Origin of the sequence: Streptomyces sp. NPDC089799 (assembly GCF_040684755.1) — a bacterium.
GTDB lineage: Bacteria > Actinomycetota > Actinomycetes > Streptomycetales > Streptomycetaceae > Streptomyces.
Genome location: NZ_JBFBGR010000053.1, coordinates 1 through 12,877 on the forward strand (window position 1 = coordinate 1; position 12,877 = coordinate 12,877).

Here is a 12,877-nt window from a genome sequence, read left to right on the forward strand (position 1 = left end):
GGCCACCCGCAGTGCGGTGTCCAGGGCCCGGGTGTGGGCGCCCATGTCCTCGTGCACCTTGAAGCCGGAGGCGCCGCCCTCGGCCAGGGCCTCGATCAGCGGGGCGGCGTCCGAGGAGGAGCCGCGGGCCAGGAAGCCGATGTTCACCGGCCAGGCGTCGAAGGCGTTGAAGGCGTGCTTGAGCGCCCACGGGGAGTTGACGCCGACGCCCCAGACCGGGCCGAACTCCTGCCCGATGACGGTGGTGACACCGGCGGCGAGCGAGGCTTCCATGATCCGCGGGGAGAGCAGGTGGACATGGGTGTCCACGGCGCCGGCGGTGGCGATCAGGCCCTCGCCGGAGACGATCGAGGTGCCGGTGCCGACGACCACGTCGACCCCGTCAAGGGTGTCGGGGTTGCCTGCCCGGCCGATCGCGTGGATCCGGCCCTCGCGGATGCCGACGGACACCTTGCGGATGCCCAGCACCGCGTCGATCACCAGCACGTTGCTGATGACGACGTCGCAGGTCTCCCGGACCGCGGCGGCCTTGAGGTGCAGCCCGTCACGGGCGGTCTTGCCGAAGCCGGCCAGGAACTCGTCGCCCTGCTTCTGGGCGTCGGACTCGACCCGCACGGTCAGCCCGGAGTCGCCCAGGCGGACCCGGTCGCCGGCCCGGGGGCCGAAGACGGAGGCGTACTCGTGCGGGTCGATGTGCCGGCTGCCGGGGGCGCAGTGGTCACTGTGCTTGGTGGGCCTGCTCATCGCGTTCCTTCCTCCACTCCCAGGTAGCCGCACGCGGCGGCGCGGCGCAGGGCTTCTTCCCTGGCTCCGGGCGCGTCCAGCGGCCCGTCCACGAGACCGGCGAAGCCGATGGCGATCCGGTCGCCGCCGATGGACACCAGGCCCACCTCGAACTCGCCGCCGGCGTCGAACCGGACCGAGGATCCGGCCGGGACGCACAGGCGCATGCCGTAGGCGGCGGCCCGGTCGAAGTCCAGCCGCGGGTTCGCCTCGAAGAAGTGGAAGTGCGAGGTCACGCTGACCGGAACGGTCGCGGTGTTCCGGACGGTCAGCCGCACCTCCGGCTCGGCCGCGGGGGTTTCGGGGCCGGGGACGACCGCGCCGGGGGCGTCGTCGCCGAGCGGCACCGCGCCCTTGATCGGCGAGGAGACCACGGCGAGGCGGGATCCGTCGTCGAAGACCGCCTCCACGTGCACCTCGGTGACCACGTCGGCGACGCCCGGCAGGACGTCCTCGGGTCCGAGCACGCTCCGGGCGGCCTCGATCGCCTCGGCGAGCCGCTTGCCGTCGCGGGCGGCCTCACACACCGTGTCCGCGATCAGGGCCGTCGCCTCCGGGACATTCAGCTTCAGTCCGCGCGCATGCCGGGCGCGCGCCAGTTCCGCCGCGCTGAAGAGCAGCAGCCGGTCGCGCTCCGTTGGGGTCAGCCGCACGACGTCCACCTCCCAGGTCCAAAAGTTTAGAACGCCACTCTAACTCTTCATTTCCCCGCAAGGAACCATTGACCTACGACATGGGTTTGAGTCACATTGAGTGTCGCTCTAAACAATCCCCATGCAACCCCACCCTTCGCCCGTCCCCCCATTCGTCCTCTGCTCGGGAGTCCCCCCATGCCCATCGAACAGCGCGGAGTCGACACCATCCCCGAGGAGGAGCGCACCAGCTCTCCTCGTGACCTCGTGGCCATCCTGCTCGGCTCGAACCTCTGTCTCGGCGTGATCGTTTTCGGCTGGCTGCCGCCCTCCTTCGGACTCGGCCTGTGGCCCTCCGTAACCGCCATCGTGGCCGGAACCGTCATCGGGATCCTGTTCACCGCGCCGCTCGCGCTGGTCTCCCTGCGCACCGGGACCAATCTGTCCACCTCCAGCGGCGCCCAGTTCGGCGTCCGCGGCCGGCTCGTCGGCTCGATAGTCGGCCTGCTGCTCGCCCTCGGCTACACGGCGCTCACGCTGTGGATCGGCGGCGACGTCATGGTGGGCGCCCTCGCCCGGCTCACCGGCCTGCCGGACACCGGGCTCTCCAAGGCGCTGATGTACGGCGTCCTGGCCGCCTGCACCGTCGTCGGGGCCGTCTTCGGCTACCGGCTGCTGCTGCGGATGAGCAAGCTGCTCGCCATCGTGATGGTGGTCCTGCTGGCCATCGGCGTGTTCGCGTACTCGGGCGACTTCACCACCGCCGCCCCGCCGGACACCCCGTACCTGCTGGGCTCCTTCTGGCCGACCTGGCTGCTGGCCGCCGTCGCCGCCGGCCTGAGCGGCCCGGTCGCCTTCATCACCCTGCTGGGCGACTACACCCGCTACGTCTCCCCCGCCCGGTACGGCTCCCGCAAGGTCTTCTGGGCCACCTGCCTGGGCCTGCTGGTCGGTCTGCTGGTGCCGCAGCTGTTCGGCGTGTACACGGCGCTGGCCTCCCGGGCCGGTCTGGAGTACGCCGGTCCGCTGGTGGCCGCCTCCCCGGTCTGGTACCTGGTCCCGCTGCTGGTGGCCGCCGCGGCCGGCTCGGTGGGCAACGCCGGGCTGATGCTCTACTCCATGGGCCTGGACCTCGACGCGATCGTGCCGAAGGCCACCCGTGCCAAGGCCACCGTGATCGCCGCGGTCGTCGCCACCGCCTTCGTGTTCATCGGCTCCTTCGAGTGGAACGCGCAGGCCGCGATGACCTCCTTCGTGCTGCTGCTGACCGCCGTCGGCACCCCCTGGGCGGTCATCACCCTGATCGGCTACGTGCGCTGCCGGGGCCGGTACGACGCGGATGCCCTGCAGGTGTTCAACCGTCGGGCCCGCGGCGGCGTCTACTGGTACAGCGCCGGGTGGAACCTCCGCGCCACCGCCTCCTGGGCGGCGGGTGCGGCGGTGGGCCTGGCCGCCGTCTCCACTCCGCTGTACGAGGCGCCGCTGCTGTCGCTGACCGGCGGGGTGGACTGCAGCTTCATCCTGTCGGGGCTGGTCGGCGGTCTGGTCTACGCGGCGCTGACGTTCCGGGCCGAGGCGGTCCGGGGCGTGGAGGCGGAGGCGGAGGTCGAGGCGTTCGCAGCTCCCGCTGCCGTGGCAGCCGGTGCCGCTGCCGCTGTCACCGCCGCCACCGCCGACTAGTACCGGTACGCAGGACGAGGGGAAGCGCCGTGGAAGAGCTCGTGGAAGTGGTGGGCAAGGTCGCCCGGGGGGTCGCGGGCCTGGCGTACGCCTTCGGTGACACCGTCATGGCGCTGGGGGGACCGGAGGCCGGCACCCGGCCGCCGAAGGACGGGGAGAAGAAGGACGAGCAGGACACGAAGGACTCGAAGGAGGGGGACGGGGCCGGCGACTGACCGCGCCGGAACCCCGCACCTGCGCAGATGGGGAGGGCCCCCGCCGGATCCGGCGGGGGCCCTCCCCATCTGCGTCTGCGTGTGCGTCCGCGTCGTGCTGTGCGCGTCTAGCCGAGCGGGTGCATCCAGCCGTGCGCGTCCTCGGCGTGGCCGGTCTGCAGGGCGAGCAGCGCCTTGCGCAGCCGCATGGTGACCTCGCCCGGGGTGCCGTCGCCCTGGGTCCAGTTGGCGTTGTTGGACTTCACCGAGCCGACCGGGGTGATGACGGCGGCGGTACCGCAGGCGAACACCTCGGTGAGGGTGCCGTTCTCGGTGTCGCGCTTCCAGTCGTCGGTGGAGATCCGGCCCTCCTCGGCCGTGTAGCCGAGGTCGCGGGCGATGGTGAGGAGCGAGTCGCGGGTGATGCCCGGGAGCAGCGAGCCGGTGAGCTCGGGGGTGACGATGCGGGCGGTGCCGTCGGGGTTCCCGTACACGAAGTACAGGTTCATGCCGCCCATCTCCTCGACCCAGCGGTGCTCCTTGGCGTCCAGCCAGACCACCTGGTCGCAGCCCTGCCCGGCCGCCTCGGCCTGCGCGACCAGGGAGGCCGCGTAGTTGCCGCCGGTCTTGGCCGCGCCGGTGCCGCCCTTGACGGCGCGGACGTACTCCTCGGAGAGCCAGACGGAGACCGGCTTGACACCGCCGGGGAAGTAGGCGCCGGCCGGGGAGGCGATGACCATGAACAGGAACTCGTTGGCCGGGCGCACGCCGAGGCCGACCTCGGTGGCGAACATGAACGGCCGGAGGTAGAGCGAGGCTTCGCCGGAGTCCGGCACCCAGGCCCGGTCCTGCTGGATCAGGGCGTCGCAGGCTGCGATGAACAGCTCGGTGGGCAGCTCCGGCATCGCGATGCGGCGGGCGGAGGACTGGAAGCGCTCGGCGTTCGCCTCGGGGCGGAAGGTGGCGACGGTGCCGTCGGGCTGCTTGTACGCCTTGAGGCCCTCGAAGATCGTCTGCGCGTAGTGCAGGGTCATGTTCGCCGGGTCGATGGAGAGCGGCGCGTACGGGACCAGCTCCGCGTCGTGCCAGCCGCGGCCCTCGGTCCACTTGATCGTCACCATGTGATCGGTGAAGTGGCGGCCGAATCCGGGGCTGGCCAGGATCGCTTCGCGCTCCGCGTCGGACAGCGGGTTCGAGGAGGGCTTGAGCTCGATCGTGGGCGTCGTCATGAGTGCTTGTCCTTCACCTTTTGTGTATGGCGGACCGCGCTCACGGCGTACCAGGACGTCCGAGCTTCCCCGTATTCCGCGGCCTCGCGTTCGATTATCGCGCGGGGACGGTCTTTCGGAGAACCGGGGTGGTGCGGCCCAGGGGAGATGGTGGCACCCGGGGACGCACAGGGAAAGCCGCCGGGTGCGGGGATGCGCCCGGCGGCTTCTCTCTGGGTGGAGCTGAGCTGCTGCGCCGGGTCAGCCGGCTACGCGGGCGGCGAGGGCGTCGCCGATCTTGTCGGTCGACCGGAAGGTGCCGTCGCGCTCGGCCAGGTCGGCGGAGACGGCGTCCTCGATGCGGACGGCCTCGGCCTCGTAGCCGAGGTGCCGCAGCAGGAGGGCGACGGAGAGGATGGTCGCGGTCGGGTCGGCCTTGCCGGTGCCCGCGATGTCCGGGGCCGAGCCGTGGACCGGCTCGAACATGGACGGGAAGGCGCCGGTCGGGTTGATGTTCCCGGAGGCGGCCAGGCCGATTCCGCCGGTGACGGCGGCGGCCAGGTCGGTGAGGATGTCACCGAAGAGGTTGTCCGTGACGATGACGTCGAACCGCTCGGGCTGGGTGACGAAGAAGATCGTCGCCGCGTCGACGTGCAGGTAGTCGGTGGTGACCTCGGGGTACTCCTGGCCGACCTTGTCGAAGATGTTCTTCCACATGTGGCCCGCGTACACGAGGACGTTGTTCTTGTGGACCAGCGTCAGCTTCTTGCGGGGGCGGGAGTTGGCCCGCTCGTAGGCGTCGCGGACGACGCGCTCCACGCCGTAGGCCGTGTTGATGCTGACCTCGGTGGCCACCTCGGCGGGGGTGCCGGTGCGCAGGCTGCCGCCGTTGCCGGTGTACGGGCCCTCGGTGCCCTCGCGGACCACGACGAAGTCGATGTCCGGACGGCCGGCGAGCGGGGTCGCGGTGTTCGGGAAGAGCTTCGACGGGCGCAGGTTGATGAAGTGGTCGAAGGCGAAGCGGAGCTTCAGCAGCAGACCGCGCTCCAGCACGCCGGACGGGACGGAGGGGTCGCCGATGGCGCCCAGCAGGATCGCGTCGTGGTGCTTGAGGGATTCGAGCTCCGCGTCCGGCAGGGTCTCGCCGGTGCGGTGCCAGCGCTGCGCGCCGAGGTCGTATTCCTTGGTCTCCAGCTTCACATCCTGAGGCAGGACCGCGGTAAGGACCTTGAGGCCCTGAGCCACGACTTCCTGGCCGATGCCATCACCGGGGATCACTGCGAGATTGATGCTGGTCGACATGTCGGCACCGTACTCCTCGTCCAGCCTTCAGACACGTTGCGTCCACCATGTGGACGCAAACGCGTCGTCGGCGGTGTGGTCCGAACGGGGGGCGGAGGTGCCTCGGACGGGCCCGTGCGGGGCCTCGGACGGGCCTGTGCGGGGCCGTCCGGGGCCGTGCGGGGCCACGCCGGCCCCGTCCGGCGGTTGCGGGCTCAGTGGCCGGTGGCTCCGCCGTTGTCCCGGCGGTCCAGGGAGCGCTGCAGGGCGGCGGCGGCGTTGCGGCGGTCGGCGTCGGCGGAGCCGGAGCGGCGGACGCGGCGGCCGGCGGCGGAACGGGCGGCGTTGGAGGTGGTGTGCATGGCGATCGACTCCTTGAGAGCGGGGTGTGGCGGGGCCACGGGTGAGGGGTTCTTTCAAGGCGCCGGAAAGGGGCGGGGAGCTTGGCGCCGCAGGGGTTGCCTGCACGGGGCGCACGCTCTCGACCGCCATCCGCCTGGTCGGCGATGCGTTCGGCTTCTACAAAGCTAGGGCAGCTCGCGCTGTATGTCTCGGCAGTTAGTCGGACTTCCTAGTATCTGAGACAGGAATATTTGGGCGATATGCGTGGGGTGGCCGGGCGATACGCCGCCGATAGCCGGGAATCTCGGGACGCATAGCGGACGGAAGGGTTCCGCTGTCCGGGCGGTGCGGAGGCCGGATCCGGCGGTCAGGGGGTGGGGCGGGTCGCGCGGAGTTCGCGGATCAGGGCCTGGACGGCCGGGGTGGCGGCCAGCTCGCGGGTGGTCACGTAGCCGATCGAGCGGGTGGGGCGATCCGGTCCCAGGTCGGCGATCCGGACGGTGTCCGGTGCTTCCGTCAGGGACAGCGCGGGCATGATCGCCATGCCGAGGCCGCGCTGGACCATGGTCAGCACCATGCCGTCGTCCTCGGCCTTCACCGTGGCCCTGGGGATCCAGTCCTGCGCCCGCCACCACGCCCGGGTGTACGAGCCGCAGTTCTCGTCCCAGTCCAGGAGGGGCAGCGACTTCGGGTCCGCGTGGCCGGCCGGGTGCACCAGGGCGTACGGCTCTTCCAGCAGCAGCCCGCTCAGCAGCCCCGCCGGTACGCCGTCGGAGCCGCCCAGCGTGGCGATGCCGAGGTCGGCACGCCCCGCCTGCACCTCCCCCGCCGTGCCCGCGCCCAGCTCGCGCACCACGCGGACCTCGGGTCTGATGCCGGGGTGGCGCGCGGTGAGGCGTTCCAGGACGGCCGGCAGCAGGTGCAGGGCCGCACTGCGGAACGCGGCGATCCGGAGGGGGCCCACGGCGGTGCGCGGCCCGGAGCCCTGCCCGGAACCGCGTACCTCCGCGGCCAGCAGCTCGTACAGGCGGAGGATCCTGCGGGCCGGCCCCACCGCGCGTTCTCCCGCCGGGGTGGGGCGGGCGCCGGAGCGGCCGCGGTCGAAGAGCACCGCGCCCAGCTTGGCCTCGGCGGCGCGCACCGCGTGGGACACGGCGGACTGGGTGATCCCCAGGGCGGCCCCGGCCGGCGAGAAGCCGCCGGCGTCGGCGACGGCCACCAGGATGCGCAGCTCCTGCGGGGTGAGCAGGTCCTGCAGGGCGGACCCGGCCACGGACCCCACCTCTTCTCTCGTCGTCATGCCGTCGTGTGGCTCGTCGCGGCCCGTTCCATGAGCGGTGTTCATGGAACGGCGCCTTCCATGAGGCCAACCCCCTGCCCGGCCTGCGGATTCCTTCCTAGCGTCACCGTCATGAACGACACCGCATACGCCGTCCACCAGACCGCCCGGCCCTCCGGCTTCCCCTCCGCCTCCGACTTCACGTTCACCGAATCGCCCGTTCCCTCCCCCGGCCGGGGCACCGCGCTCGTCGAGAACCTGCTGCTGTCCGTGGACCCCTACCACCGGGGCATGATGGACGGCGGCGAGGGCGGCTTCGATCTGCACGCCCCGCTGGAGGGCCGCTCGGTCGGCCGGGTGCTCGCCTCCCGCGACCCGGGGCTGCGCGAGGGCGATCTGGTCTTCCACCGGGCCGGCTGGCGGACACACTCCCTGGTCACCGCCGGGGTCGACGGCACCCGCAGGATCCGGGCCCACGAGGGGGTCCCGCCGGAGGCCCACCTGTCGATCCTCGGTGGCACGGGCCTCACCGCGTACGCGGCGCTGACCCGGACGGCCGCCCTGCGGGAGGGCGAGGACGTGTACGTCTCCTCGGCCGCCGGCGGGGTCGGCACCGCCGCCGGGCACATCGCCCGACTGCTGGGGGCCCGCCGGGTCATCGGCAGCGCCGGATCCCCGGAGAAGGTGCGGCACCTCACCGAGCGGCTCGGCTACGACGCGGCCTTCGACTACCACGACGGGCCGGTCGGCGAACTCCTCGCGGCGGCCGCGCCGGACGGGATCGACGTGTACGTCGACAACGTCGGCGGGGACCACCTGGCGGGCGCGATCGACGTGCTGCGCGAGTACGGGCGGATCGCCTGGGTCGGCGCCATCTCCCTGTACAACGGCGACCGTTCGCCCGCCGCGCCGCGCAACCTCTTCGAGGTCGTGCACAAGTCGCTCCGCCTGGAGGGCGTATTGGTTCGCAACCACACCAATCTGCAGGAGGAGCTGGAGGAGTTCCTCGTGCCGCACCTGCAGAGCGGCCGGATCGGCACCGACACCACCGTTGTCCAGGGCTTCGACCGTACGGTCGAGGCGTTCCTGGGCATGCTGCGCGGGGAGAACCTGGGCAAGATGCTGGTCCGGACGGGGGGTTGAAGCCCGGGTTCCGGGATGTTCACCCATTGATTACTGCACGGCCGTGGACCTTTGGACGCGGTGGCGCCACCCTTGCGCACGACGTGCCCGCCGGGGCGCCCGAGTCGAAGGTGAGTGGCAGTGACACCGATCAGCCGTAGAGGGTTCGTGGGGATCGGGGCCGGTCTCGTGGCGGGGGCGGCGGCCCTGCCCGCCGGGACCGCCGAGGCCGCGTCCCCGTCGGCGGTGGCGTCGGCCGCCACCGGCACCATCGCCGACGTGAAGCACGTGGTCGTCCTCATGCAGGAGAACCGCAGCTTCGACCACTACTTCGGGCGGCTGCGCGGGGTCCGCGGGTTCGGCGACCGGGCCGCGGGCAACCTGCCCGGCGGCTGGGGCATGTTCAACCAGCCCAACTGGGGCGGCCGGCAGTACCCGTGGAAGCTGTCCGACACCCCCGCGGCGGGCGGCGCGGACGGCGACACGCTGGCCCAGTGCACCGGCGACCTGCCGCACAGCTGGACCTCGCAGCACGCGGCCTGGAACAAGGGCCGGATGGACAACTGGGTGACCGGCGTGGGCAACACCCGCTCCCTGGGCCACCTGGACCGGGAGGACATCCCCTTCCACTACGCCCTCGCCGACGCCTACACGATCTGCGACGCGTACTTCTGTTCGACGCTGAGCGCCACCGGCCCCAACCGCACCTTCCTGTGGAGCGGCAAGGTCGACGGCACCAGCAAGGACGGCGGCGAGGAGTCCGGGCTGACCTGGGAGACGTACGCGGAGGCGCTGGAGCGGGCCGGGATCTCCTGGCGCGTCTACCAGAACGCCCAGGACAACTACGGGGACAACGGCCTGGCCTACTTCAGGAAGTTCACGGACGCGGCGCCCGGCACCCCCTGGCACGACAAGGGCATGGCCTCCGTGCCCCGCGTCACCGGCTCCACGCCCGACGACATCGCGGCGGCGATCCGGGCGGACGTGGTGGCCGGCACCCTGCCCCAGGTCTCCTGGGTGGTCGCCAACCAGGCGTTCTCCGAGCACCCGTACGCCCCTCCGGGTGACGGCGCCCACTTCGTGGACCTGGTCTACCGGGCCCTGGCGGCCGACCCGGAGGTCTTCGACTCCACCGTCCTCTTCCTCAACTACGACGAGAACGACGGATTCTTCGACCACGTGCCGCCGCCGGTGGCACCGCCCGGCACCGCCGGCGAGTACATCGACGGGATCCCGGTCGGCCTCGGCTTCCGCGTCCCGATGCTGGTGATGTCGCCGTGGACCCGGGGCGGCTGGGTCAGCTCGGAGGTCTTCGACCACACCTCCGTCCTCCGCTTCCTGGAGACCTGGTCCACGGCACTGGGCAAGCCCGCCCTCTGCCCGAACATCAGCGCCTGGCGCCGCAAGGTGGTCGGCGACCTCACCGGCGTCTTCGACTTCGCGCGCCCGGTGTACGGGGTCCCGGCCGGGCTGCCGTCCACGGCGAAGGTCATCGGCCAGGCGACCTGCGCCCCGCTGCCCAACCCGGTGCCGCAGGACAACGCGCTGCCCGCGCAGGAGCCGGGCACCCGTCCGGCGCGGGCGCTGCCCTACCAGGTGAACGGCAACCTGGACCGGCTGGAGTTCGGCGCCGCGGGGGTGATCAAGGCCTGGTTCTCGATGGCCAACCAGGGCGCGCAGGCGACCCGCCCGGCGCACTTCTCGATCCACCCGCACCAGCACCGGGACACGTCGGCCTGGCAGTACACGGTGGACGCCGGCAGCACGGCCACGGACTACTTCCACATCGGCCTGGGCAGCGGGTCCGGCAAGTACGACATCTCCATGCACGGCCCGAACCGCTTCCTGCGGCGCTTCATCGGTGACGCCGCGAAGCCGGGCAAGGACCTGGAGGTCGCGGCCCGCATCGCGGTGGAGCCGGGCACGGGCAAGCTCGCCGTGTACTTCAGGATGAAGAACGCCTCGGGGTCCCCGGTGACCTTCACCATCCGGTCGAACGCCTACCGCACGGACGGCCCGTGGACGTACACCGTCCCGGCCGGCTCCTCCACGGAGGACTACTTCAACGCGGTCGCGTACTCGGGCGGCTGGTACGACTTCACCGTCCTGGCGAACTCCGACGGCACCTGGTCCCGCCGCTACACCGGCCACATCGAGACGGGTGCCCCGAGCGTCTCGGGCTCGTAGCGGCCGGGCGCGCATCGGAAGCGGTCAGAGCACATCACCCTCACGCCAGTCGAACCACAGCGGCCCGGCGGGGTCCGGCAGGGCCCCGCCGGGCGGCACCCACAGGTAGGTGGACCCCTCCTCGGGCAGCCGTACGGGCCCGGCCGGGGCGAGCACGCCGAGCCGGCCGCCCCAGGCCGCCCACCCCCGGCTCCGGTACAGCGGGGCGCCGGTGGCGGAGGCGGCCAGCGCGCCGAGGACGTACGCCCGCCCGATGACCTCCTCCAGCGCGCCCATCACCGCGTGCCCGAGGCCCTGCCCGCGGTCGGCGGCCCGTACGGCCACGGCCTCGACGTACCCGGTGCGCAGGGCCCGCCCCTCGTGCACCACCCGCCGCTGCACCACGCTGCCATGCGCGACGATCCGCCCTCCCCGGCGCACCAGCGCGTGCATCCCACCGAGCCCGTGCTCGAAGTCCGCATCGGAGAACTGCCCCTCGAACGCCTCGTCGAGCATCCCCCGCAGCTCCCCGAGCTCCTCCCGCCCCAACCCGGCCGTGTGCACCAGCCGCACATCCGTCATGCGTCCCCCTCCAGTCGCCCCCGCAGCGCACGCAGCTCGTCCGCGTCCAGCCCGCCGTACCGCAGGTACCCGGGTGCGTCCAGCCATTCCGCGGCCCGCCGGGCGAGCTCGCGCCCGGTGGTCCCCAGCTCGGCCATGCGGGCCTCCACCGGGCCCGGGTCGTACGCCCGCCCGTGCGCGGCGTGCCAGGCCGGCATGCGGGAGTCGCTCAGGGCGTGGTCGGCCGCTATCCGGTCCGGCTCCGCGCCTGCCAGGCGGAGCAGGACGAGGGCGATCAGGCCGGTGCGGTCCCGGCCGAGCGCGCAGTGGAAGAGCACCCCGCCGGGTCCGGCGTGCGCCACGGCCCGGGCCACGTCGGCGATGCGCTCGGGGAAGCGCCGCAGGAAGGGCACGTAGTACTCGGGGCTGCCGAAGCCCGGGGTGCCCCACCACACGTCCCAGAAGTCGCGGTGCTCGATGCCGTCCAGCGGCACGTGGAGGGTGGTGACGGCCGGCGGGCGAGGAGCCGTGTGCGTGTCCGCGGCGGTCTCGTCGGGGTTGCGGAGGTCGATGACGGTGCGGACGCCGTGGTCGAGGAGTGCCTCCCAGCCAACCGCGGTGAGGGCGGTCACGCGGTCGGATCGGACGAGGACGGCCGGGGCGGGGCCGCCCGGGAGGTGGAGATCGCGGGTGTTGTGGCAGCCGTCCCACTCCAGGAAGCGCGTCGCTCCGGTCCCGTCCGCCACGATTCCCCCCGCTTGCCCCGTACGGAAACAGTCACCCCGTACAACGCCCTTGTGGCCAAGGGCGGTTCCCGGGACCAGACTCGGTTCCATGTCGACTACCACCCAGCAGTGGACGCCCACGCACGGCGAGCCCTACCGGCCCGTGGCCTACCGGCCCGAGCGGATGGCCGCCGAGGAATCCCTGGCCCGTGCGGCCGAGTTGCGGGTCCGGATGGACCGGCGGCGCACCGTGCGGCACTTCTCCCCCGACCCGGTGCCCGAGCAGGTGGTCCGGGACGCGATCGCCTGTGCCGCGACCGCGCCGTCCGGGGCCCACCAGCAGCCGTGGACCTTCGTCCTGGTCAAGGACCCGGAGATCCGGCAGCGGATCCGGGCCGCCGCCGAGCAGGAGGAGGAGATCTCCTACGACGGCCGGCTCGGCGACGAGTGGCTGGCGGCCCTGCGCCCGCTGGGCACGGACGCCGTCAAGACCCACCTCACGGACGCACCGGCGCTGATCGTGGTGTTCCGGCAGCGCTACTGGCTCGGCGAGGACGGCTCCAAGCGCAAGCACTACTACGTGGACGAGTCGGTGGGCATCGCGGTCGGCATGCTGCTGTCCGCCCTCCACCTGAGCGGCCTCGCGGCGATGGTCCACACCCCCAGCCCGATGCGCTTCCTGGCGCACGTGCTGGGGCGGCCGGAGAACGAGAAGGCGTTCGCCGTGATCCCGGTCGGCTACCCGGCGGAGGACTGCCAGGTGCCCGACCTGGTCCGCAAGTCCCTGGAGCAGGTGATGGTCGAGGTGTGAGGCGCGCCGGGAATGGGAACCGCCCCCGCTCCGGACTTGGGGGTACCGGGGCGGGGGCGGGGTTCGGGGCGGGCCCTTGCGGGCCCGCGGTCG

The 12,877-nt window shown here is 72.4% G+C and carries 13 protein-coding genes; 5 read left to right on the forward strand and 8 right to left on the reverse strand.

The features are described 5' to 3' along the window. On the reverse strand, window positions 1-744 hold a 744-nt coding region (locus AB0O36_RS34830), incomplete at its 3' end, for an amidohydrolase family protein (RefSeq protein WP_365117466.1). After that, window positions 741-1,436 (reverse strand): urease subunit gamma, encoded by a 696-nt coding sequence (gene ureA / locus AB0O36_RS34835; protein WP_365117468.1) that lies wholly within the window; start codon window positions 1,434-1,436, stop codon window positions 741-743. The genes AB0O36_RS34830 and ureA, both read right to left, overlap by 4 nt. A 177-nt stretch (window positions 1,437-1,613) precedes the next feature. On the opposite strand from ureA, the gene AB0O36_RS34840 reads away from it, so the two are divergent. After that, entirely contained in the window at window positions 1,614-3,095 is a 1,482-nt protein-coding gene (locus AB0O36_RS34840; RefSeq protein WP_365117471.1) for a cytosine permease, read from the forward strand. Between the two features lie 29 nt (window positions 3,096-3,124). Then, window positions 3,125-3,310, forward strand: coding sequence for a hypothetical protein (locus AB0O36_RS34845; protein ID WP_365117472.1), 186 nt, complete (start codon window positions 3,125-3,127; stop codon window positions 3,308-3,310). A gap of 107 nt (window positions 3,311-3,417) precedes the next feature. On the opposite strand, the gene AB0O36_RS34850 is transcribed toward AB0O36_RS34845, so the two are convergent. From AB0O36_RS34850 to AB0O36_RS34865, 4 genes are all read right to left on the reverse strand, one after another. Beyond that, window positions 3,418-4,518, reverse strand: coding sequence for a branched-chain amino acid aminotransferase (locus AB0O36_RS34850; RefSeq protein WP_365117475.1), 1,101 nt, complete (start codon window positions 4,516-4,518; stop codon window positions 3,418-3,420). Window positions 4,519-4,758: 240 nt separating this feature from the next. Further along, window positions 4,759-5,799 carry a 3-isopropylmalate dehydrogenase gene (locus tag AB0O36_RS34855; protein ID WP_365117477.1) on the reverse strand — a complete coding sequence of 347 codons (1,041 nt, stop codon included), beginning with the start codon at window positions 5,797-5,799 and terminating at the stop codon, window positions 4,759-4,761. Window positions 5,800-5,993: 194 nt separating this feature from the next. Further along, a complete protein-coding gene (locus tag AB0O36_RS34860; protein WP_365117479.1) occupies window positions 5,994-6,140 on the reverse strand; it encodes a hypothetical protein in 147 nt (48 codons plus the stop codon). A 347-nt stretch (window positions 6,141-6,487) separates the two neighbouring features. Further along, the gene (locus AB0O36_RS34865; RefSeq protein WP_365117529.1) at window positions 6,488-7,420 is read right to left on the reverse strand and encodes a LysR family transcriptional regulator; all 933 of its coding nucleotides are present in this window, start codon (window positions 7,418-7,420) and stop codon (window positions 6,488-6,490) included. Between the two features lie 111 nt (window positions 7,421-7,531). On the opposite strand from AB0O36_RS34865, the gene AB0O36_RS34870 reads away from it, so the two are divergent. Together AB0O36_RS34870 and AB0O36_RS34875 are read left to right on the forward strand one after the other, a co-directional pair. After that, window positions 7,532-8,542: an NADP-dependent oxidoreductase gene (locus AB0O36_RS34870; protein ID WP_365117482.1), complete on the forward strand. Its 1,011-nt coding sequence runs from the start codon at window positions 7,532-7,534 to the stop codon at window positions 8,540-8,542. Window positions 8,543-8,662: 120 nt separating this feature from the next. Beyond that, complete coding sequence (locus AB0O36_RS34875; protein WP_365117483.1) at window positions 8,663-10,708, forward strand: phosphocholine-specific phospholipase C; 2,046 nt, start codon at window positions 8,663-8,665, stop codon at window positions 10,706-10,708. A gap of 24 nt (window positions 10,709-10,732) precedes the next feature. On the opposite strand, the gene AB0O36_RS34880 is transcribed toward AB0O36_RS34875, so the two are convergent. Further along, window positions 10,733-11,269: a GNAT family N-acetyltransferase gene (locus AB0O36_RS34880; protein WP_365117486.1), complete on the reverse strand. Its 537-nt coding sequence runs from the start codon at window positions 11,267-11,269 to the stop codon at window positions 10,733-10,735. After that, window positions 11,266-11,994: a tyrosine-protein phosphatase gene (locus AB0O36_RS34885; protein ID WP_365117488.1), complete on the reverse strand. Its 729-nt coding sequence runs from the start codon at window positions 11,992-11,994 to the stop codon at window positions 11,266-11,268. Before AB0O36_RS34885 ends, AB0O36_RS34880 begins: the two co-directional genes overlap by 4 nt. Before the next feature lie 88 nt (window positions 11,995-12,082). Here AB0O36_RS34885 and AB0O36_RS34890 point away from each other — a divergent pair, with 88 nt between their 5' ends. Beyond that, complete coding sequence (locus AB0O36_RS34890; protein WP_365117491.1) at window positions 12,083-12,784, forward strand: nitroreductase family protein; 702 nt, start codon at window positions 12,083-12,085, stop codon at window positions 12,782-12,784. Window positions 12,785-12,877: the final 93 nt, after the last annotated feature.